This is a genomic window from Desulfosceptrum tomskiensis (genome assembly GCF_049818055.1).
Lineage (GTDB): Bacteria > Bacillota > Desulfotomaculia > Desulfotomaculales > JASEER01 > JBFLVT01.
Genome location: NZ_CP187479.1, coordinates 822,145 through 842,432 on the forward strand (window position 1 = coordinate 822,145; position 20,288 = coordinate 842,432).

Annotated in this window: 22 protein-coding genes, 1 tRNA gene and 1 other annotated feature; of the genes, 17 read left to right on the forward strand and 6 right to left on the reverse strand. The window is 58.5% G+C overall.

Annotated features, from left to right (window positions below):
• Window positions 1–91 precede the first annotated feature (91 nt).
• The 6 genes from ACPV0M_RS04170 to ACPV0M_RS04195 all read right to left on the reverse strand — a co-directional run bounded on the left by ACPV0M_RS04170 (window position 92) and on the right by ACPV0M_RS04195 (window position 5,346).
• A complete protein-coding gene (locus ACPV0M_RS04170; protein WP_425621705.1) occupies window positions 92–811 on the reverse strand; it encodes an ABC transporter ATP-binding protein in 720 nt (239 codons plus the stop codon).
• The gene (locus tag ACPV0M_RS04175) at window positions 805–1,569 is read right to left on the reverse strand and encodes an ABC transporter ATP-binding protein (RefSeq protein ID WP_425621706.1); all 765 of its coding nucleotides are present in this window, start codon (window positions 1,567–1,569) and stop codon (window positions 805–807) included. Before ACPV0M_RS04175 ends, ACPV0M_RS04170 begins: the two co-directional genes overlap by 7 nt.
• Window positions 1,557–2,546 (reverse strand): branched-chain amino acid ABC transporter permease, encoded by a 990-nt coding sequence (locus ACPV0M_RS04180; RefSeq protein WP_425621707.1) that lies wholly within the window; start codon window positions 2,544–2,546, stop codon window positions 1,557–1,559. The genes ACPV0M_RS04175 and ACPV0M_RS04180 overlap by 13 nt, the downstream gene beginning before the upstream one ends.
• Before the next feature lie 19 nt (window positions 2,547–2,565).
• On the reverse strand, window positions 2,566–3,444 hold the full coding sequence (locus ACPV0M_RS04185) for a branched-chain amino acid ABC transporter permease (RefSeq protein WP_425621708.1): 879 nt from the start codon (window positions 3,442–3,444) through the stop codon (window positions 2,566–2,568).
• A 49-nt stretch (window positions 3,445–3,493) separates the two neighbouring features.
• Window positions 3,494–4,675 (reverse strand): ABC transporter substrate-binding protein, encoded by a 1,182-nt coding sequence (locus ACPV0M_RS04190; protein WP_425621709.1) that lies wholly within the window; start codon window positions 4,673–4,675, stop codon window positions 3,494–3,496.
• Window positions 4,676–4,824: 149 nt separating this feature from the next.
• Window positions 4,825–5,101 (reverse strand) — a binding site (T-box leader).
• A gap of 171 nt (window positions 5,102–5,272) precedes the next feature.
• Window positions 5,273–5,346, reverse strand: a tRNA-Trp gene (locus ACPV0M_RS04195).
• A gap of 150 nt (window positions 5,347–5,496) precedes the next feature.
• Here ACPV0M_RS04195 and ACPV0M_RS04200 point away from each other — a divergent pair.
• The 17 genes from ACPV0M_RS04200 to ACPV0M_RS04280 all read left to right on the forward strand — a co-directional run bounded on the left by ACPV0M_RS04200 (window position 5,497) and on the right by ACPV0M_RS04280 (window position 20,285).
• Complete coding sequence (locus tag ACPV0M_RS04200) at window positions 5,497–6,663, forward strand: D-alanyl-D-alanine carboxypeptidase family protein (RefSeq protein ID WP_425621710.1); 1,167 nt, start codon at window positions 5,497–5,499, stop codon at window positions 6,661–6,663.
• A 129-nt stretch (window positions 6,664–6,792) separates the two neighbouring features.
• Complete coding sequence (gene spoIIAA / locus ACPV0M_RS04205) at window positions 6,793–7,131, forward strand: anti-sigma F factor antagonist (protein WP_425621711.1); 339 nt, start codon at window positions 6,793–6,795, stop codon at window positions 7,129–7,131.
• 14 nt (window positions 7,132–7,145) lie between these two features.
• Window positions 7,146–7,592: an anti-sigma F factor gene (gene spoIIAB, locus ACPV0M_RS04210; RefSeq protein ID WP_425621712.1), complete on the forward strand. Its 447-nt coding sequence runs from the start codon at window positions 7,146–7,148 to the stop codon at window positions 7,590–7,592.
• Window positions 7,576–8,385 carry an RNA polymerase sporulation sigma factor SigF gene (gene sigF / locus ACPV0M_RS04215; RefSeq protein ID WP_425621713.1) on the forward strand — a complete coding sequence of 270 codons (810 nt, stop codon included), beginning with the start codon at window positions 7,576–7,578 and terminating at the stop codon, window positions 8,383–8,385. The genes spoIIAB and sigF overlap by 17 nt, the downstream gene beginning before the upstream one ends.
• A 119-nt stretch (window positions 8,386–8,504) precedes the next feature.
• Window positions 8,505–8,699, forward strand: a complete 195-nt coding sequence (locus ACPV0M_RS04220; RefSeq protein ID WP_425621714.1) for a dodecin family protein — start codon at window positions 8,505–8,507, stop codon at window positions 8,697–8,699.
• Between the two features lie 236 nt (window positions 8,700–8,935).
• On the forward strand, window positions 8,936–9,235 hold the full coding sequence (locus ACPV0M_RS04225) for a SpoVA/SpoVAEb family sporulation membrane protein (protein WP_425621715.1): 300 nt from the start codon (window positions 8,936–8,938) through the stop codon (window positions 9,233–9,235).
• A 92-nt stretch (window positions 9,236–9,327) separates the two neighbouring features.
• Window positions 9,328–10,683 carry a TrpB-like pyridoxal phosphate-dependent enzyme gene (locus tag ACPV0M_RS04230; protein ID WP_425621716.1) on the forward strand — a complete coding sequence of 452 codons (1,356 nt, stop codon included), beginning with the start codon at window positions 9,328–9,330 and terminating at the stop codon, window positions 10,681–10,683.
• A gap of 278 nt (window positions 10,684–10,961) precedes the next feature.
• The gene (lysA, locus tag ACPV0M_RS04235) at window positions 10,962–12,281 is read left to right on the forward strand and encodes a diaminopimelate decarboxylase (RefSeq protein WP_425621717.1); all 1,320 of its coding nucleotides are present in this window, start codon (window positions 10,962–10,964) and stop codon (window positions 12,279–12,281) included.
• 52 nt (window positions 12,282–12,333) lie between these two features.
• Window positions 12,334–14,964 (forward strand): CBS domain-containing protein, encoded by a 2,631-nt coding sequence (locus tag ACPV0M_RS04240; protein WP_425621718.1) that lies wholly within the window; start codon window positions 12,334–12,336, stop codon window positions 14,962–14,964.
• Between the two features lies 1 nt (window position 14,965).
• Entirely contained in the window at window positions 14,966–15,586 is a 621-nt protein-coding gene (locus ACPV0M_RS04245; protein WP_425621719.1) for a site-2 protease family protein, read from the forward strand.
• A gap of 61 nt (window positions 15,587–15,647) precedes the next feature.
• Window positions 15,648–16,604 (forward strand): tryptophan--tRNA ligase, encoded by a 957-nt coding sequence (trpS, locus tag ACPV0M_RS04250; protein WP_425622123.1) that lies wholly within the window; start codon window positions 15,648–15,650, stop codon window positions 16,602–16,604.
• A 29-nt stretch (window positions 16,605–16,633) separates the two neighbouring features.
• Window positions 16,634–17,239 (forward strand): DUF2953 domain-containing protein, encoded by a 606-nt coding sequence (locus tag ACPV0M_RS04255; protein ID WP_425621720.1) that lies wholly within the window; start codon window positions 16,634–16,636, stop codon window positions 17,237–17,239.
• A 38-nt stretch (window positions 17,240–17,277) separates the two neighbouring features.
• Entirely contained in the window at window positions 17,278–17,691 is a 414-nt protein-coding gene (gene ytfJ, locus ACPV0M_RS04260) for a GerW family sporulation protein (protein WP_425622124.1), read from the forward strand.
• A gap of 168 nt (window positions 17,692–17,859) precedes the next feature.
• Complete coding sequence (locus tag ACPV0M_RS04265) at window positions 17,860–18,459, forward strand: nucleoside recognition domain-containing protein (RefSeq protein ID WP_425622125.1); 600 nt, start codon at window positions 17,860–17,862, stop codon at window positions 18,457–18,459.
• On the forward strand, window positions 18,453–18,986 hold the full coding sequence (locus ACPV0M_RS04270) for a spore maturation protein (RefSeq protein ID WP_425621721.1): 534 nt from the start codon (window positions 18,453–18,455) through the stop codon (window positions 18,984–18,986). Before ACPV0M_RS04265 ends, ACPV0M_RS04270 begins: the two co-directional genes overlap by 7 nt.
• Window positions 18,987–19,003: 17 nt before the next feature.
• Window positions 19,004–19,732, forward strand: a complete 729-nt coding sequence (locus tag ACPV0M_RS04275; protein ID WP_425621722.1) for a pseudouridine synthase — start codon at window positions 19,004–19,006, stop codon at window positions 19,730–19,732.
• A 91-nt stretch (window positions 19,733–19,823) separates the two neighbouring features.
• Window positions 19,824–20,285 carry a hypothetical protein gene (locus ACPV0M_RS04280; RefSeq protein ID WP_425621723.1) on the forward strand — a complete coding sequence of 154 codons (462 nt, stop codon included), beginning with the start codon at window positions 19,824–19,826 and terminating at the stop codon, window positions 20,283–20,285.
• The last annotated feature ends 3 nt before the right edge of the window (window positions 20,286–20,288 follow it).

Here is a 20,288-nt window from a genome sequence, read left to right on the forward strand (position 1 = left end):
GATAAGGGGGAGAGGCGTAGCCATCAGAGGCGAACGCCTGTCCCCCTTTATGATGACAGGAACCGGAAATCCCGACGTTTCTTGGAACCTTTTAGGGATGACGGCCTCCTAGATAGGCATGTTGCAGACTGCCGCTACGGGCAAGTTCGCCCGGCTCACCGCAAAACGTAATCCGCCCCTGTTCCAATACCATTACGCGGTCGGCAATCGGCAGGGCGGCACGGGCGTTTTGCTCGACAAGGACGATAGTGTGCCCGTCGTCTTTCAAACTGCGCACTGTCGCCATTATTTCCCGGACAACCAGGGGAGCGAGGCCTATCGAAGGTTCGTCCATGAGCAAAAGCCGGGGCTTAGCCATTAGAGCTCGACCAATAGCTACCATCTGCTGTAACCCCCCGCTCAGCGTTGACGCGGGCAGATTGACTTTTTCCTGGAGCCCCGGAAAAAGATGTAACACCGTTGACAGGTCCCGGTCGAGGTTGTTTTTGTCCAGGCGATAGCGATGGTAAGCGCCGAGTAACAAATTGTCCCGTACGCTCAATGAAGGGAAAAGCTCTCTATTCTCCGGCACAAGGCTGATGCCGAGCCTGACGACAACCTCGGGAGCAAGGCCGTTGAGCATCCGGCCGTCAAAGATGATTTCCCCGTCTGCCGGAGGATACAGGCCCGCGATCGACCCGAGCAGGGTACTCTTGCCCGCGCCGTTAGCCCCCAGAATCACCAAAACCTCACCGGACTTAACCTCGAAGGACACATCGGAAAGCGCCCGAATCGCGCCCCGATAGACAGTAAGTGCACGGGCGGTCAGCACGCCTCCACCTCTTTCCCCAGATAGGCGGCAATGACCTCCGGGTTTTGTTGAATTTCGGCCACTGTTCCGGTTGCAATGACGGTGCCGAAATTCAGGACGACTATCCGGTCCGCAACACCCATAACGGTTTCCATATCGTGTTCCACCAGTGTTAAGGCAAGGCCGGAGTCAGCCAAAGAACGCAGGAAGCGGGCCAACCTGCGGGACTCGTCGTGGTTTAAGCCCGCGGCCGGCTCGTCCAGAAGCAGGACTTTGGGTTCGCCGGCTAGAGCACGGGCAATCTCCAGCAGGCGCTGCTGACCAAAAGGAAGGCTGCCGGCCGGCCAGTCGGCCTTATCGGCCAGCCCCACCTGGGCAAGTAAGGCCAGAGCCTTATCGTAGAGCTTCCGGTCCTCTTTCATTGCGCCGGGACGACGCAAAAGGCTCCTGCAGAAACCTGCCCGGCAGGTGTGATAAGCACCAACCATTACGTTCTCGGCCACGGTCAGTGTCGTAAACAGTTCCAGATTCTGAAAGGTTCGCCTGATGCCCAAAGCCGCGATCTGAAAAGGTTTGAGCCCGTTTAAGCGCCTGTCGTCGAAAAGGATTTCTCCTCCGTTCGGCTGTAAAACGCCGGTTACGAGATTAAAAACCGTGGTTTTCCCCGCGCCGTTCGGGCCGATAAGCGCCAGGATCTCGCCGGGGTTTACCTCAAAGTTGACGCCAAACACGGCGAGAAGCCCGCCAAATCGCTTGGTTAGTTCCTTTACGCGGAGCATTGTCGATCCCTCATCTTCCTGTTACGGTCTTTTTGATTCAGGGCCGGGATGAGGATTCCTTGCGGCCGCAAGAGCAGTATCAGGACAAAGATGATACCGAAGAAAACAATCTCGAATTCACCCCCCGCAGCGGGCAGGACAACAGGCACGGCCCACCTGAGGAATTCGGCCAACCCCACAATGATTACAGCCCCCAGCAGCGGGCCCCAGAGAGTTCCCAGCCCGCCAACGACTACCATTAAGACGAATTCCATCGAGGCCGTAAAGCCAAAAGGCGACGGACCGAGAAAGGTAACCCAGAAAGCGTACAGGCTCCCGGCAAGGCCTGCGAGAAACGCGCTTAAACCAAAGGCCTGGAGCTTTAGGGACGCACAGTTGATACCGCAGGCTTCGGCAGCCAACTCACTGGAGTGAATTGCCTTAAACGCCCGTCCCACCGGAGATTTGGTAAGGTTCGCTATTCCCAGGAGGGTAAGCCCGAAAGCGAGCCAGACAAGGTAAAAGTACTCCCGGTCGGTATCTAAAACAAACGAACCGATACTTAAGTAGGGAATGCCTGTAAGACCGGAAGGACCGCCGGTCAGTCCGGTAAACTCGTTGAAGAAAGCAAAGGTCAGGATGCCAAAACCTAAAGTAGCCAAGGCCAGGTAATGTTCCCTTAACGTAAGAATTGACCGGCCGATAAGCAACGCAATCAACGTGGGAAGAAGGGGGGCGATGGCGATACACAGCAGGGGCGGGCAATGGTAACGGGTCGCAAGGATGCCCGCGGCGTAGGCACCAAGACCGTAAAAAGCCGCCTGGCCGAAAGAAACCTGGCCGGCGTAACCCATAAGTACCCCCAGCCCCCCGGCGATGATGGCGTAGAGACCGATGACGATGAGGATGCCAAGGAAATACGTGTTCTGAACGATCAGCGGCAAGCACAGTATAACCAGCGTTATAACAACAAGGAGCAGTTGTCGTCTGTCAGGCAAAGAACCAATCCCCCTGAACCTAGATGCTGTTTCTTCCCGAACCCAGGATTCCTGTTGGACGGGTTAGAAGGACAATAATCATTACGATCATGGCGATGGCGTCCTTGAGACCCGATGACAACGTTCCGATAGCGATGGCTTCAACAATCCCTAGGAGTAAGCCGCCGACAATCGCGCCGGTAACGTTTGTGACGCCGCCGAGGATCGCCGCCACAAAACCTTTAAGGCCCAGCATAAACCCCATATCATAAGTGGCGGTTGTGATGGGAGTGATAAAGATACCCGCCAGGGCAGCCAGGACGCCGCTAAAGGTAAACGCCAAAAGCGACAGCCGCTCGGGATAGATGCCGACCAGTCTGGCTGCGGTACGGTTGATCATGGCAGCCCGTACAGCCTTACCTACATACGTTAATTCGAAGAAGGCAAAGAGGAGTCCCACGGCCGTTACGGCCAACAGCAATATGAGCAGGCTCTGCGGAACAATAACCGCTCCCCAAAGGTTTAAGGGGGGAACGTTGATAAAGGCGGGGAGGGGATAGGGGTGCGTACCCCAGATTAAAAGGGCAGCACCCCTCAAAGCGATAGCTACGCCGATGGTGATGATAATAAGGGTAAGAACCGATGCCTTTCTGGCGGGGTAAACCGTCGTCCGTTCCATTAGAGCCGCCAAAAGACCGGCTATGAGCACAGCCAGCGCAAAGGCCAGGACGTCGGGGAGGCCAATGGCCCGGAGGCTGACGGCGGACAGGGCCCCGACGGCCAGGAATTCACCAATGGCCAAGTTGAATATCCCGGTGATGTTGAAGGTAACCACCAGGGCGAGGGCGATCAAGGCATAAATGCTTCCCAAGGTAAGCCCTGAGAAAAGGTATTGCATGTACTGGCTTTCGATACCCAACTGACTGACTGCCTCCTTAGGAAGACTGCTTGGTCTCCGCTTGTTCTGTTTACTCGAGCAGCTTCCACTGTCCGTCCTTGATTTCAACCATTACCATCGAGTCTTCCCCTAAACCGTTGTGATCCTGGGCAGAGAGGTTGAAGACGCCGCTAATGCCCACAAAGCCCGTTGTCTGTTCCAGGGCGTCACGGATCTTTTGCCGGTCGGGGCCAGCTTCGCCGATGGCTTTTACCGCTAGGTTGAAAGCGTCGTGCGCATGGCCTCCGAATGTGCTCGGCCGTGCGTTGAACTTCTTCTCGTAGGAGCTGATGTATGCGAGTAGCGCCGCCTTTTGCGGGTCGCTGTCCGGAAGCTGCTCGGCAACAACCAGCTTGCCCATCGGGGCAATAACGCCGTTTGCGGCGTCCCCGGCGAGGTCAAGGAAGGCCTTGTTGCCTATCCCGTGAGTCTGAATCAAGGGCATATCAAGCCCAAGGTCCCGGAAGTTCTTGGTAATGATTGCGGCCGAGGGCGGAATAGCCCATACCACCGTGGCCTGTGCCTTTGATGCCTTGACTTTGGCCAGTTGCGACGTCATATCCTTGTCTGTGGCCTCGAACTTTTCCGCAAGGACGATGTTTAGCCCGTTAGCCGGCGCCGCCTTTTCAAAATTAACCCGTCCGGAATCGCCAAAAGCGTTGTTCATCGAAAGAAAGGCAACGTCCTTGATTCCCTTGGCGGCAAGGTACTTGGCAATTTTATTGGCAACGACGATGTCACTTTGAGCCGTTTTAAAGACCCAATACCGATCCTTGACCGGCTCCACGATTTTGGCCGAGGCCGCCATCGAAATCATCGGCACATTAGCCTTCTGAACGGTGTCGATCATTGCCAGGGACGTGCCGCTGGCACTGCACCCAAGGACCGCCAAAACCTTGTTTTGATCGATGAGCCGCTTTGCGGCCAATACCGCTTCGGTCTCCAGAGACTTGTTGTCAAGAATGGTCAACTCAACCGGATGTCCGTTAATTCCTCCTTTGGCGTTTAGATCGTCAACCAGCATCTTCAACGTGTCTCTCTCGGGCTCGCCCAGGGAAGCCGCTCCGCCGCTGATATCAACTACGGCACCGATCCTGTAGGGTTCTTTGTCTTGCTGCTGCGTCGCCTTGTCGGACGGGCTTTTAGCACAGCCGCCGACTAAAGCGACTAGCATTATAAAGGCTAAGCATAATGAATAAAACCGTTTCTTCATTATAGTACTTGCGCTCCTCTCTGACTTTCTGGCAAAAAAGCTTTTACCCGGGTCCCGTCGTCCCTTTTCTCCTTACAGAAATCCCACCCCTTTGCATAAGACTTGTCCGATAGGCTCCAGCCGCCATAAACAAAAAACCTTTCATCCCGGTTAGGGACGAAAGGTTTCCGCGGTACCACCCTAATTAGCCTGAAAAGCTCCCTTAATTAATAGGGCACGGAAGACTCGCGAGCTTCGATACCCCCTTCCTTGTAACGGCGGAAGATCCCGTCCTAGCCTACTTAAACGGATGTCATCTACTCCGTTTTTCAGCCGGCGGCTCGCGAGGGAACTTCGGAACGCCCGTCCTGGCAGCGCTTGCAGTCAACGGCGCCGCCTCCCTGTGAGGACCCTGGTGAGCCTACTTTCCTCGGTCATAGCCTTTGCGCATATAAGTGAGGTAAATTTACCACTTCGGAAGCCTGTCTGTCAACACTTTTTCTTTTACACCGCAAACCGCGGCGGCGGATATTTTCCGCGCCCGTCCGCATACCTTGCATGCGGAAACGAAAATCAAAAACCCGGGCTGTGACAGCCCGGGCTCCAGACTTCGCGCTATGGCGGGGGAGGCAGGAATCGAACCCACAATCGCGGTTTTGGAGACCGCCGTTATACCACTTAACTACTCCCCCGCAGGACATTACTTATTATAGGCGCTTTACACACCCTCGTCAAGTAGCCGCCATAAACCCGGCTTGCGGGACTGCCGGACAACAAGCTGGTATTGCCCGACGCGCTCGGTAACATACTAAAAGGAGCAAACACAAGGAGGATTGTCCTTTATGCGCAGACGCTTAATCGCCATGTTTGTCGCCCTCATCATGGTTCTTTGTAATTTTTCTCCGGCATTCGCCGAAACGGCGTCTTCATCGAAAGCCGCGTCAAAGGCTGTTTTGGAAACGACCGCTGAATCGGCCGTCCTCATGGAGAACTCCTCCGGCAAGGTGCTCTTCGCTAAAGAACCGACCAAAAGGCTGCCCATTGCAAGCGTAGCGAAAATAATGGTTCTCCTGCTGGCTTGCGAGGCCCTTGACGCCGGTCAGGTCCGGCTCGAGGACATGATCCGGGCCAGCGAGAACGCCGCCGGGATGGGGGGCTCGCAGATCTTCCTGGCGCCACAGGAGGAACTGAGTTACCGGGAAATGCTCATCAGCATCGCCACGGGTTCGGCCAACGACGCCTGTGTGGCGGTGGCGGAACACCTGGCCGGGTCGGAAGAAGCCTTCGTCGAAAAAATGAATGAAAAAGTGCGGGAGTTAGGCCTTAAAAACACATGTTACGTCAACGTTACCGGCCTGCCCGCCGAGGGGCACTACTCCTGTGCTTACGATCAGGCCGTCATCCTGCGCGAGGCCCTTAAAAACCGCGCCTTCCGCGAAATATCCAGGATCAAGGAGTATGACCTCCGGGGAGGAAGCTTCAAGCTCTGGAACACGAATAAGCTCCTCTGGTGGTACAGGGGTACCATTGCCGGGAAAACAGGGTGGACGAACGAAGCCAAATATTGCCTCGCCTCTACCGTGGAACGCGAAAGTCTCAACCTGATCGCCGTCGTTTTGGGCACCCCCGAACCGAAATCCCACTTCCGTGAGTCCATAAAGCTCTATAACTGGGGATTCGCCCGCTTTAAGGCCGTGAGCTTCGCCAAGGAAGGCGAGGTCATCAAGACAGTGCCCGTTGAGAAAGGAACCGTCGAGGCTGTGCAGCTCGTTCCCGAGCGTGACGTGTCCGTCGTCGTGCCGCGGGGGGAGGACAAGGATATCTCCTCCAGGATTGAGATTCCCGAAGTCCTGACCGCGCCGCTGCAAAAAGGCGAGCCCGTGGGACGGTATACAGTCGCCAAGAAAGGCGAGGAGTTGCTGGTCGTCAGGATCGTAACCAAAAACGAGGTTCCCAAAGCTTCCATCGTCGAACAGCTGCGTAAGCTGGGCAATACCATCGTGCGGTAGAAAAAGACGAAAGAATGAAGAGGCCGTCCGGCCTCTTTCTTTTTGTCTGTTATGCTGGTAATATTTAGCAGGATGTTGGAGGGTAACGGCGAAATGGTAGTTAAACGTTTCTGTGAAGGGGTGTAAGGTTTGGATTCCGAAGTGGAAGTCCGGAGCAATGCCCTCGTCGTACGCCTGGCGGGAGAGATAGACATCAAGGTTGCCGATGCCCTCAGGGCCGAACTGGAAACCAGCCTAGACAGGAGCCGCGCCCGGCACCTTGTGTTGAACCTGGACCGTGTATCGTTTATCGACAGTTCAGGCCTGGGTGTAATCCTCGGCCGGTACAAGCGCGTATCCGTCCAGGGGGGGAAGCTGGCTTTCGTGGGCCTCAGGCCCGCCGTTCAGCGTGTGCTTGAGCTGTCCGGCGTTTTGCGCATCAGCGAAGTCTTTCCGTCTGAAGACGAGGCGCTTTCCAGATTGCAGTGAGGGGGATCAGCAGGATGAAGTATATCAACCAGCTGCGCATGGAGTTCATGAGTATCCCTGACAACGTCGGGCTTGCCCGCCTGACCGTGGCTGCCTTTGCTTCACAGCTCGACTACACGGTTTCGGAAATCGACGATATCAAAGGCGCGATTTCCGAAGCGGTGTCGAACGCCATCATTCACGGCTACGAGGGCCGTCCCGAAAATACGGTGCGCATCGTTGCGTCCCTCACCACGCGAGGCCTGGAAGTAATCGTCGAAGACACGGGGAAGGGGATCGAGAACGTAAAGGAGGCCATGCTTTCCGGCTATTCATCAGTTCCCGAACGCCTGGGGCTGGGTTTTTCCTTTATGCAATCCTTTATGGACGAGGTTGCCGTTCTCTCGGAACCGATGAAGGGAACCCGGGTGATCATGTTCAAACAGCTGGGTCGGCGCGGAGACTATGCGAGCGAGAATTGACCTGAACATTCCCAATCATCCCCTCCTCAAGGACAAGGAGACCCGCCGCCTTATCAAAGAGGCCCATGCCGGGAACGTGCTGGCCCGCGAGACGCTGATCAACGCCAACCTCAAGCTCGTGTGCAACGTCATACGCCGTTTTGAAGGACGGGGCTACGAGCTGGACGACCTGTTTCAGATCGGCTGCATCGGGCTGATCAAAGCCATTGACAAGTTCGACCTTTCCTTCAAGGTCAAGTTTTCCACTTATGCCGTGCCCATGATCATCGGGGAAATCCGCCGTTTCCTGCGCGACGACACACCCATAAGGATCAGCCGGTCGTTGAAAGAGCTGGCGTGGAAGGTGCAGGAGGTCAGGGAGCGCCTGCAGCATTCTCTGGGGCGCGAGGCGACGCTCAACGAGATCGCCGAAGAACTCGGCGTCCCCAGGGAAGACCTGGTGGCGGCCATGGAGGCGGCCCACGCCCCTACGTCGCTCTACGAGGTGCTACACCAGGAAGAGGGCGACGCTATCTACGTCATGGACCAGGTCAGGGAGCGCTCGGAAGGGGAGAGCAAGTGGATCGAGCGCATCGCCCTGGACGAGCTCCTTTCCCATCTCCCGGAACGTGACCGCCGCATCATCCAGTGGCGCTTCTTTGAGGACCGCACGCAAGCCGAGGTCGCCCGTTTCCTGGGACTTTCCCAGGTCCAGGTTTCCCGCCTGGAACGCGAAGCCATCAAGAAGCTTAAAACGCTGGCCCAGCACTCAACCGGACCAGATTCACGCGTGCCCAGTAGAGATACTTCTTAGCACCTGGGCTGCAATCCTAAACCCGTTTTTTATATCCGGTTGAGTGCCGGGTATAAAAAGAAGGCCCGCACACATAATATTTTTGTCCCGATATCTTGAAAACGAGGGGGAAATGATCGATGCAGGTGAAGGTTGCCGAGCTTATCGGCGAATCCAACGAGAGTTGGACGGACGCCGTGCAAAGCGCGGTGGCGGAAGCGTCCAAAAAGCTTGGAAACATCACTGGTGTTGAAGTCGTGAATTTCACTGCCGACGTAAAAGACGGCAAGGTCATCGACTACAAGGCCAATATGAAGATCGCCTACGTGGAATAGTAAACACTCGCACTCCGACTTCTTTGCTTTTTGCGTTTTGATAACACTCTACGTTAGGATCGGGATGAAAAGGCTCGCTGAATGTTCTTAGGAAATTCGCCCGGGCGAATTTCCTAAGTTTTTGTAGGGGACTTCGGGGACTCGAGTTTTACGGCCTCGTCGCTGGGCGTTCCCTTTTTTGGGCTTTACGGCACGCGTTCGTCGTCGGCGGGCTTTTGTGCGCGGCCGGGCAGCTCATGATGGACCTGACCGGTCACCGTGCGACCCCCCGCCCACGTCCCGGTCGGTTTTGTTACGGCAGGGACCTCCTCTCCGCCCTCGGGCTTTACCAGCCGCTCGTCGACTTTGCCGGCGCAGGCGCTACCGTGCCTCTGACCGGTTTCGGGCACCTCCTGGCCCGGGGCGCCATCGAGGGGGCCCAGCGCGGGGGTCTTCTCGGCGTGTTCGCCGGAGGTCTCTCGGCAGCGGCGGCCGGCTTCACCGCGGCGATTGTCCTGGGTTACTTTACCGCCCTTGTTTTCCGTCCCAAAGGCTGAAAACAACTTGACAAGGATCGCATGCCCAAGGGTAAAATGGTGGTAAGTTTGTGTCGGGAAAGCCTGACACATTTGAGAGGAGCTGAGCGAGAGTGTCAGAAACCAAGATTTTCCTGAGCGAAGCGGACCTGCCTACATCCTGGTACAATATTCAGGCCGACATGCCGCGGCTGCCCAAGCCCCCTTTGCACCCATTAACCAAACAACCGGCCGGACCGCAGGATTTTCTGCCCATCTTTCCCATGGAGATCATCAAGCAGGAGGTCTCGACCGAGCGCTGGATAGAGATCCCCGAAGAGGTCAGGGAGATATTAAAGCTTTACCGGCCGACGCCGTTGATCAGGGCCAAGCGCCTGGAGAAAGCCCTGCAGACCCCGGCCAGGATCTACTTCAAATACGAAGGCGTAAGCCCGGCCGGCAGCCACAAGCTTAATACAGCCGTGGCCCAGGCTTATTACAACAAGCGTGAGGGCGTCAAGCGCCTGGCCACCGAAACGGGCGCCGGGCAGTGGGGCAGCGCGCTTTCGATGGCCTGCCAGTTTTTCGGTCTCGAATGCACCGTCTACATGGTTAAGGTAAGCTATCACCAGAAGCCGTACCGGAGATCGCTCATGCAGGTCTTCGGCAGCGAGGTCATTCCCAGCCCCAGCACCAGGACCAACGCCGGGCGCCAGGTCCTGGAGGCCGACCCCGATTCGCCGGGAAGCCTCGGCATCGCCATCAGCGAGGCCGTGGAGGACGCGGCGTGCCGTGAGGACACGAAGTATTCCCTGGGCAGCGTCCTTAACCACGTCATTCTGCACCAGACGGTTATCGGGCAGGAAGCTAAAGCCCAGCTGGCCAAGGCAGGGGAAAAAGCCGACATCCTCATCGGGTGCTGCGGCGGGGGCAGCAACTTCGGCGGCTTCGCCTTCCCGTTCATGGCGGACAAACTGAACGGCGCTTCCGACGCCAGGTTTATCGCCGTCGAGCCGACGGCCTGCCCGACCCTTACGAGGGGCAAGCTGGCCTACGATTTCGGCGACGTCGCCGGGCTCACGCCGCTCTGCTACATGTACACCCTGGGGACGAATTTCATGCCCCCGGGGATTCACGCGGGCGGCCTGCGCTACCACGGAGACTCGCCCTTACTCTGCCAGCTGGTGGCCGACGGTTACGTGGAACCGCGCGCCATTAACCAGACCAGGGTGTTTGAAGCCGCGGTGCTTTTTGCGCGCTCGGAGGGGATCGTTCCCGCGCCCGAGTCTTCGCATGCCATCGCGGCGGCGGTAGAGGAGGCCCTGGCCTGCCGGGAAGCCGGGGAGGCCAGGACAATTGTGTTCAACCTGAGCGGACACGGCCATTTTGACCTGTCGGCTTATGATTCCTACCTCAGCGGCGAACTGATTGATTACCCGCTGCCGGAGCAAGACCTGGAGCGCTCGTTAAAGCTTCTGCCCGAGGTCTAGACCGAGTGGGACTTAAGAATTAGAAGCGCAAGGTCAGAACGGGGACTGTTAAAAAACTACGCCTGCCCAGCACTCAATCCGTTGCTGAAATAAGTTGCGGTGAACGGTAGTCTGTTGACTGAGCGCAGACTTTCACTTTCAGAGGGGTATTGAGTGCTGGGTTGTTTTTGAACAGTCTCGCGTTTTGGGACGGGCCGAAGGAAAAAGGGCCTTCCCCGGTTTGTTCCGGCCTCAGACCGCACCGGCTCCGGAGGCATTATTTAGGAGGGCTTGCCACTATGCGTCTTCACGGCACCATGCGCGTCAACGAGAAGGGGCATTTGGAGGTGGGGGGCTGCGACGCCGTCGACCTTGCCCGCACTTTCGGAACACCCCTCTACGTTATCGACGAAAAGGGTTTTCGCGACAACTGCCGCGCCTATAAGGAAGCCTTCGCCCCCGTAGACTCCGACGTGGCCTATGCGGGGAAGACGCTTTTAACTACGGCGATCTGCCGGATCATCGCCGAGGAAGGCTTGAGCCTGGACGTGGTTTCCGGCGGGGAGTTGTACACCGCCAAGCAGGCCGGCTTTCCTATGTCACGCGTCTACTTCCACGGCAACAACAAGTCCCCGCAGGAGATCAGGATGGGCATCGAGGCGGGAGTGCACAGGTTCGTCGTCGACAGCTTTACAGAAATCGGCCTTTTAAACGGCCTGGCCGCCGAAGCGGGGAAGACGGTGGACGTTCTGCTCCGCCTGACGCCCGGGGTGGAAGCCCACACCCACGAATACATCAAGACCGGGCAGATTGACTCCAAGTTCGGCCTGGTGATCGCCAACGGCCAGGCCATGGAAGCCGCCAGGCAGATCCTGAACGCTTCCAGCCTGCGGCTCCGCGGCTTTCACTGTCACATCGGTTCGCAGATTTTTGAACTTCAGGCATTTGCCGACGCCGCCCGGATCATGCTCGCGTTCGCCGGGGAGGTATGCCGCCAAACAGGCTACGTCCTAGAGGAACTCAACCTCGGCGGCGGGCTCGGCATCTACTACGCCGAAGGGGACGAGCCGCCCGGGGTCGCCGACCTGGCGCGGACGATCATCGAGGCTGCCGGACAGGCCGTTCGCGACCATGACCTGCCCTTGCCCCGGCTGATCGTCGAACCCGGCCGTTCGATCGCCGGGACACCCGGCCTTACCCTGTATACCGTCGGCGTCATAAAGGAAATCCCCGGCGTGCGCACTTACGTTTCCGTCGACGGCGGCATGGTCGACAACCCGCGCCCCGCGCTCTACCAGGCCCGTTATGAGGCCTACCCGGCCAACAAGATGACCCGGGAAACCCGCATGACGGTATCGGTCGCCGGAAAATGCTGCGAATCGGGCGATATGCTGATCTGGAACCTTGAAGTCCCGGAAATCCAGCCCGGGGACATCCTCGCCGTCACCTGCACCGGCGCTTACAACTACTCGATGGCCTCCAATTACAACCGCCTGCCGCGGCCCGCGATGGTCCTCGTCAGGGACGGGACGGCGGAACTCATCGTGCGGCGGGAAAGTCTCAGCGACCTGGTACGCAACGATGTCGTCCCGGCCCGGCTGCGCGCGGGAATAGACTGACCAGCGGCGTCTCCGGACGATCAATCCTAATTCTTTAATTAACGGGATGGCAATGATCGTAATCACCACACACGTTAACACCGACCTCGATGGTCTTGCCGCCATGGTTGCGGCCCGCAAGCTATACCCCGACGCCGAGCTTGTGCTGCCGGGAAAGCTCGCCCGCAACGTAGAGGAGTTTGTCGCCCTGCACCGCGACATCCTCGAATTCAAAACCCCCAAAGAGGTTAACCTTGACACGGTCAGCACGCTGGTCCTTGTCGACACAAAAAACGCCGGCCGGATAGCGAAACTCGGCGCCCTCGCCGGGAAACCGGGCGTGCAGGTCCACATCTACGACCACCATCCCCGCGCGGAGGGCGACATCCGCGGTTCGGTCGAGATCATCGAACCGCTCGGCGCCGCCACCACCATCCTGGTGGAAAAACTCCAGGAGCGGCAGATAGCCCTCTCGCCCTTCGAGGCCACGGTCCTAGCCCTCGGCATTTACGAAGACACGGGATGCCTGGTCTTCAACAGCACCACTTCGCGGGACGCCGAGGCCGTCGCCTTCCTGATCAAGCACGGGGCCAACCTGGCGGTGGTCGCCGAGTACCTGGGCAAGCCCCTCAGCGAAGAACAACAGGGCTTGCTGCGCGACCTGCTCCTCTCGGCCCAGCGTTACCTGTTCAACGGCATCAAGGTCCTCGTCACGCAAACCCGTGTGAACGAATTTATCAGCGGCCTGGCTTTGCTGACCCATAAACTCGGCGAGATCGAACGCACCGATGCCGTTTTCTGCGTCGTAGAAATGGACGACCGGGTGCACATCGTAGGCCGGTCGTCGGTTCAGGAGATCAACGTACGGGCTGTCCTGGAGCACTTCGGCGGCGGCGGCCATCCGGCAGCCGCCTCGGCTACCGTCAAATTCCAGGAACTGGACAACGTTGTTTCCGAATTGATCGAGACCCTGAAAATCCACGTTCGGCCCCCGCTTACGGCGGCCGACATCATGAGCAGCCCGGTTAAGTCGGTGCCGGTCGACACCAGGATCGAGGACGCCAACCAGGTTATGCTGCGCTACGGGCATACCGGCCTTCCCGTCGTTCAGGAAGGAAGCCTGGTCGGCGTGATTTCGCGGCGAGACGTGGAAAAAGCGGTCCGCCACGGGCTGGCCCACGCCCCGGTCAAGGCTTTTATGGCCCGTAACGTCCTGACGGTCGCCCCCAACACCCCCGTTACCGAGATTCAAGCCATCATGGTGGAAAACAACATCGGCCGGCTGCCCGTCGTCGTCGACGGGGGGGTCCTCGTGGGCATCGTTTCCCGTACCGACGTGCTGAAAACCCTGCACAAGTCGTTCCAGCCCCGCTACCAGACGCTATACCAGGCGCCGCGCGCCGAAATCCTGGCCCGCAACCTGGCTGACATCCTGCGTAAGAACCTGTCCGAGGACGTTTTCAAAATCGTTGTCGAAGCGGGCCGTGTCGCAGACACTCTTAACTGCAGGGTCTACCTTACCGGAGGCATGATCCGCGACGCCATCCTGGGCCGTCCGAACCGGGACTTCGACTTCGTGATCGAGAGCTGCGACTGTGACACCCTGGCCAACGCTCTGGCCCGGCATTTCGGCGGCAAGGCCAAGGTGGCCGAGAAAGGCCGGAAGACCCTTGTCTATCTTCCGCGGGGCCCTCGCCTGGACATTACCAGGGCCCAGCAGGATTTCCGCGAATTCGGGGTCGGCGGTGCGGGGGCGGAGCAATCGCCCCTCCGCCATGAGCTTTACAGGCGCGACTTCACCATCAACGCCGTTGCCGTGGTCCTCAACGAGGAAGGCTTCGGCGACGTCGTCGATTTCTTCGGCGGATTGGAGGATATCCGCAACGGGCTCATCCGGGCCCTGCACAACTTGAGCTTTATCGAAGACCCGGTCAGGATCCTGCGCGCCATACGCTATGAGCAGCGGTACCACTTCAACCTGGAACGGCAGACCCAGGCCCTTATTCGCGAGGCCCTCAACGACAGGGTGCTGCAAACCGTGCCCGACGAGCGCCTCTGGCCCGAGCTGAAGCGCATGCTCGGACGCGAACACACCCCCCGAATTTTGAGCCGGTTCGCCCAGACCAACATCTGGCCGCACCTCTTTCCGTCCGTCGTCTACTGGGAGGTGCAGCCCGTCATCGGCCGCATCCCTCGCGCCATCGGGACCCTGAACGACTGGCAGATACCGCCTCCGCCCGAGCTGTGGCTCGTCTATTTCACGGCGATACTCCACTGGAGCAGCCCCCAGGCCGTTTCGGAGATCTGCCAGCGCTACAAGCTGGGAACCCGGCAAACCGAAAAGGTCTTCCAGGCGCTGAACTGTTGGCGCGAAGCACTGAGCATTTTCGCGGCGCCGAAGGCGTCCGCTCTCGAACTGGCCCGGACCGCGCTGCAGATGCCGCGGGAGGCGTATCCCCTCGTGCTGGCGATGCTGGACGACGAAAGCCTCCGGCTGCGGTTCAGGGATGCCTTTCGTTTCCTCAAGGAACATAAACCATCCATTACTGGTAAAGATATTAGGAGGCTGGGCTACCGGCCCGGACCGGACTTTCGCAGGGCCCTGCACGCTGTCTGGCAAGCACGTATGGCAGGTCAAATCCAAACGAAAAACGAAGAGATCAGTCATGCCGTCCGGGTACTGGAAGAACTGGGGAGCGGATAAGATGGACTTTCTGGACTTAAACCGTCTCTTGCTGATTGCTCCCGGGTTTATCGCCGGCATCGTCCTGCACGAGGTGGCCCACGGCTACGTCGCCGACAGGCTGGGCGACCCCACGGCCAGGCTGGCGGGGCGCCTGACCCTGAACCCCATACCGCACATCGATCCGGTCGGACTGATCTTTCTTCTTGTAGCCAAGGTGGGGTGGGCCAAGCCGGTACCGGTAAACCCTTACAACTTCCGCGGCAACATTAAACAGGGACTGCTGCTGGTCGCCCTTGCCGGGCCGGCGACGAACCTGCTGGTCGCCCTGGCGTCGGCCGTGATCTGGGCTGTTCTCGGAGCGCCGTCGACGCTGCTGGGAGATATTTTGCAATGGACGATCCACATCAACGTCGTCCTGGCCTTTTTGAATCTGATCCCCGTGCCCCCCCTTGACGGGTCCAAGATCCTGGCGGGAATTCTGCCCGGCAGGCAGAGCTGGCTCTACTCCCTTGAACAGTACGGTATCCTGTTGCTGATCGTCCTGTTCGTTACGGGAGCGGCCTGGGATTTCATCAATTTCTTTTACCAGCCGACCATTTCGGCGCTTTTCCGCCTCGTGAACATTATCGTGGGAGCTTAGAATCGTAGAGGACCTATCGTTACCGGGAAGAGGGTGGAGAGAAGTGAGAATTGTAAGCGGGATGCGGCCGACAGGCAAACTGCACCTGGGACACTTGAGCGTCCTGGAAAACTGGGTCCGCCTGCAAAAGGAGCATGAGTGCTTCTATTTCGCCGCCGACTGGCACGCGCTGAGCACCGTATTTGACGACCCGTCAACCATCAAGCAAAACACCCGCGAGATGATCGCCGACTGGCTCGCCGCCGGCATTAACCCCGAACGCAGCACCATTTTCATCCAGTCCAAGGTTCCCGAGCACGCTGAACTGCATCTTGTTTTTTCAATGATTACGCCTTTGAGCTGGCTCGAACGGGTGCCCACTTACAAAGACCAGGTCCAGCAACTGGGTGCGCAGGGCAAAGATATTAACACCTACGGCTTCCTGGGATACCCGCTGCTCCAGGCGGCGGACATCCTCGTGCACAGGGGCGAGGCCGTCCCGGTGGGACAGGACCAGCTCCCGCACCTGGAACTCACCCGCGAGGTGGCCCGGCGGTTCAACCACCTTTTCGGCGGCGTTTTCCCCGAACCCAAGGCCATCGTGGCCGAAACGCCGCTCCTACCGGGGATTGACGGGCGGAAGATGAGCAAGAGCTACGGCAACGTGATTATGATCAGCGCCGAGGCCGACGAAGTGGACAGGCTGACACGGATGATGGTGACCGATCCGGCGCGCATTCGCAAAACCGATCCCGGCCATCCCGACGTCTGCACGGTCTACGCGTTCCACGGCCTGTACAGTCCCGCGCGGAGGCCGGAGATAGAGGAGGAATGCAAGGCCGGAAGGATCGGCTGCGTGGCGTGCAAAAAAGAACTCACGGCCGCCTTGAACGCCGCGCTCGACCCCGTCCGCGAGCGTCGCCGGCAGCTGCTGTCCAGGCCGGGCTACCTTGATGAAATCCTGGCGGACGGCTGCGATCGCGCCAAAAAAGAAGCGCGTAAGACAATGTCGCTGGTGCGGGATGCGCTGCAGGTTTAATTCTGGTCCGGGGAGGCAAACCTCTTCGAATGTTCTGGCTGATCGTTGGCATAGCCGCTGCCACCCTGCTGCTTCTCGTCGTAACGTCCTTTATCGGCGTCCGGTTCTCTTATAAGCGCTCCGGTGACGACGACCGCTTTTACCTGACCGTGTCCTGGCTGGGGATACGTTTATACGCCCTGGACATCTCTTTCCTTGATCTGTTGTCACGCGGGCCGAAGCCAGCCATCAGGGTGAAGTCGGACTCCAACACCCCCGCCACCGTTTCCGACAGAGGCCTTAGGGAAATCCCCCTGCCCGAGGCGCTGGCCAGGTGGTGGCCCTGGTTTGTGCGCCTAAAAGGACCGGCTTTTTATATCCTTACAAGGCTCAACGTGGAGGAACTCAACTGGTTTACCCGCTTGGGCACGGGTCAGGCCGCGCAGACCGGTATCCTGTCGGGTTTTGCCTGGACCGCCAAGAGCGTTTTCTTTAAATTCGCGGCCGGTGTGGTCCGCTTCGACCGGCAGCCCCGTTTCGCCGTCTACCCCGATTTCGTCCAGCCCGCCTTCGCCACGAACGTTGACTGTATACTCAGGGTCAGGGTCGGCCATATTATGATTGCAGCGCTTAAGGCTCTGCGCTTAAGGAGGTAGGTAAGACCGTGGCGGAGCAGCACCCCATCCAGGGCCTGATGCAGACGGCTATGGAGAGCATCAAGGAAATGGTCGACGTTAACACGGTGATCGGCGATCCGGTAGAAACGCCCGACGGAACGATCATCATCCCCATCTCCCGGGTGGCCCTCGGTTTCGCGGCAGGCGGCAGCGAGTTTGACATGACCAAGCAGTCCGAGCAAAAAGACCAGAAGGAGCAGGCCCAGTTCCCCTTCGGCGGGGGCAGCGGGGCGGGCGTTTCGGTCTCCCCTGTCGGGTTTCTGGTGGTTGGACAGGGACAGGTGCGGCTGCTTCCCATAGATTCCAACGTCATTGCCGATCGTCTGATCGATCTTGCCCCTCATGTACTGGAACGGTTGGACAAGTACTTCAAGAAGAGGGAAGACCAGCCGGAGGAGTACATATCAAAAGAGCAGACGCCGACGCTATAACAAAGGTATGCCTGACCGCAGGGGGAAATGGAACCGCTTCCCCTGTTCTTTTTGGCATCTATCCCGACGGCTGACGACAGACGACTGACGAGCGAATCACCAAGTTCTACCCCTTGTCCCGCCGACATAATTTACTTTAAGCGGCAAGCGGGACAAGGGGTGATCGCCTTGGTGAACTACGTCTGGCTGGCTTTAATTCTGCTTGGCATAGGCACGGCGGCGGTCAGGGGGGACATAAACGTCGTGACCACGGCTGCCCTGGAAGGCGCCCAGACCGCCGTCAAAACGGCCTTAAACCTCGTAGCCATTATTGCTTTCTGGCTCGGCGTAATGAAGATCGCCGAGAAGGCCGGGTTAATAACGGCACTCGCTTACCTGGTCAAGCCCCTGATGGGTTTTCTTTTTCCCAGCCTGCCCAGGGACCACCCCGCGGTCGGGGCCATCATCATGAACTTGAGCGCCAACATCCTGGGGCTGGGAAACGCGGCCACCCCGATGGGCCTGATCGCCATGAAAGAGATGCAGAGGCTCAACCCCCGGCCTGATACCGCTTCGGAGGCGATGTGCACCTTCCTGGCGCTGAACACGGCCTGTATCACCCTGATTCCCTCGACCATCGTCGGGATACGCGCCATTTACCAGAGCAGCGATCCGGCCGGGGTCGTCGGCCCGACGATCTTCGCCACTTCCTGCGGGATGGCCGCCGCCGTCATCGCCGATTTTATCTTCCGCCGCCTTTACAACCGGAAGGGTGGGCGGTTATGCTAAGCCTAATCGGAGACGTCTCCCAGTGGGCCATTCCGGGATTCCTCGTCCTGGTTCTCGTCACCGGCGTGATCCGCCGGGTACCTGTTTTCGAAACCTTTGTCGAGGGCGCGGAGCAGGGCTTTGAGGTGGCCGTCAAGATCATTCCTTTCCTGGTCGCGATGATCGTGGCGATCAGCATTTTCCGAGCTTCGGGCGCCATGGAGATGGTCGCCGACGCACTGGCCCCGATTTTCGCATTCATCGGCGCGCCGCCGGACATCCTGCCCCACGCGATTATGCGCCCCCTTTCCGGCGGAGCGGCCCTTGGGATAGCCACGGAACTGATCAAGGAACACGGCCCCGACAGCTTTGTGGGCTACCTTGTCTCCACGATGCAAGGGTCCACCGACACGACTTTTTACGTGCTGACGCTGTACTTCGGCTCCGTGGGGATCACGCGCTACCGCTACGCCGTATGGTCCGGCCTGCTGGCCGATTTTACCACGCTCATCGCCTCAATCTATGTTGTCAACCTGATGTTCAACTGACGGAAGAAGGCGGCAATTTGACCGGGGAACGCCTGCAGAAAATCCTGGCCCGAGCCGGTCTCGGCTCACGTCGCAAATGCGAGGAATTGATCAGGAGCGGCGCCGTCAAGGTTAACGGGCGTGTCGTTACCGAATTGGGAACGCGCATTGACCCGCAAAAAGACAAGGTGACGGTCAACGAGCGGCCGATCGAACCCGAAGAAAAGGTTTACATAGCATTATACAAGCCGCCCGGTTACGTGACCACCCTTTTTGACCCCCAGCGGCGGCGTACCGTAAAGGACCTGGTGGAAGACATCCCCCAACGCGTCTATCCGGTGGGGCGTCTGGACTACGACACGGAAGGCCTGCTCCTGATGACCAATGACGGAGCCCTGGCTTACGCCCTGACCCATCCAAAGCATCACGTCCCCAAAACGTACGTGGCAACCGTTACCGGTAAACCGGACCCTTCCGCGCTCAAACAGCTTGCCCGCGGCGTCCGTCTTTCCGACGGTCCCACGGCGCCGGCGCGGGTACGGCTGCTGAAGCCGGGAAGCCTGGAGTCTGTAGTGGAAATCACCATCCACGAGGGACGGAACCGCCAAGTCAGAAGAATGTGCGAGGCTGTGGGACATCCCGTCCGCGCCCTGCGCAGAGTCCGATTCGGGAACATCGAACTCGGCGGCCTGGAGCCCGGCCGGTACCGCAAATTGACAAAAACCGAGCTGAAAAGACTAAGAATGCTCAGTGGTTTGCCAAACTAGCAGGATTACCGAAAGCAGAGAAGAATAGGAAAATTTTGAAGCATCTTTGAAACCCGTGTTGCGCTACAACTTCTGCAGGAGGTAAGTCCCTGTGGCTAGATTCCAAACTGAGCAAGGGCTCGTCGAGGGCGCTATTCGCGTTAAAATCAGGCTCGATTTTAAGGGTGTTTCGCGGCCCGGTCGGTTTTTTCTGGGTGCTAAATCAACCGAGAAGGTAGCGGAGGAAATCCGGGAACAGCAGATCGCGCTCTTCCGCAACGTGCCGCTCCAGGGTGTCGTTATCGAAGACATCAACCTCGGCGGCGAGATCTACACCGTGTACGACGACGCGGCCGGAACGGAAGTGGCCTTTGCGCCGGTGGAACTGGTGGTTGCCGTGGATAGCCTGGAGGACATCGTCCGCTTCGCCGCCCGCGAGGAATTCCGCAGGATCGAAGTCCTGGAACCCGGCAGACTGATCCTCTCGAAGTTCGAGATCGAGCGCCTGCTATTCAGGATCAACGAGGAAATCAAGAGCGTAAAATCGTGGATGGAACGCAAATACAGCCGCTAAATA

Bases quoted from the DNA above. Each gene is read 5' to 3' on its own strand.
- ACPV0M_RS04175 (WP_425621706.1), bottom strand. From the start codon at position 1,569: ATGCTCCGCGTAAAGGAACTAACCAAGCGATTTGGCGGGCTTCTCGCC.
- ACPV0M_RS04190 (WP_425621709.1), bottom strand. From the start codon at position 4,675: ATGAAGAAACGGTTTTATTCATTATGCTTAGCCTTTATAATGCTAGTC.
- ACPV0M_RS04200 (WP_425621710.1), top strand. From the start codon at position 5,497: ATGCGCAGACGCTTAATCGCCATGTTTGTCGCCCTCATCATGGTTCTT.
- spoIIAB (WP_425621712.1), top strand. From the start codon at position 7,146: ATGAAGTATATCAACCAGCTGCGCATGGAGTTCATGAGTATCCCTGAC.
- sigF (WP_425621713.1), top strand. From the start codon at position 7,576: ATGCGAGCGAGAATTGACCTGAACATTCCCAATCATCCCCTCCTCAAG.
- ACPV0M_RS04220 (WP_425621714.1), top strand. From the start codon at position 8,505: ATGCAGGTGAAGGTTGCCGAGCTTATCGGCGAATCCAACGAGAGTTGG.
- ACPV0M_RS04225 (WP_425621715.1), top strand. From the start codon at position 8,936: ATGATGGACCTGACCGGTCACCGTGCGACCCCCCGCCCACGTCCCGGT.
- lysA (WP_425621717.1), top strand. From the start codon at position 10,962: ATGCGTCTTCACGGCACCATGCGCGTCAACGAGAAGGGGCATTTGGAG.
- ACPV0M_RS04240 (WP_425621718.1), top strand. From the start codon at position 12,334: ATGATCGTAATCACCACACACGTTAACACCGACCTCGATGGTCTTGCC.
- ACPV0M_RS04245 (WP_425621719.1), top strand. From the start codon at position 14,966: ATGGACTTTCTGGACTTAAACCGTCTCTTGCTGATTGCTCCCGGGTTT.
- trpS (WP_425622123.1), top strand. From the start codon at position 15,648: ATGCGGCCGACAGGCAAACTGCACCTGGGACACTTGAGCGTCCTGGAA.
- ACPV0M_RS04255 (WP_425621720.1), top strand. From the start codon at position 16,634: ATGTTCTGGCTGATCGTTGGCATAGCCGCTGCCACCCTGCTGCTTCTC.
- ytfJ (WP_425622124.1), top strand. From the start codon at position 17,278: ATGCAGACGGCTATGGAGAGCATCAAGGAAATGGTCGACGTTAACACG.
- ACPV0M_RS04270 (WP_425621721.1), top strand. From the start codon at position 18,453: ATGCTAAGCCTAATCGGAGACGTCTCCCAGTGGGCCATTCCGGGATTC.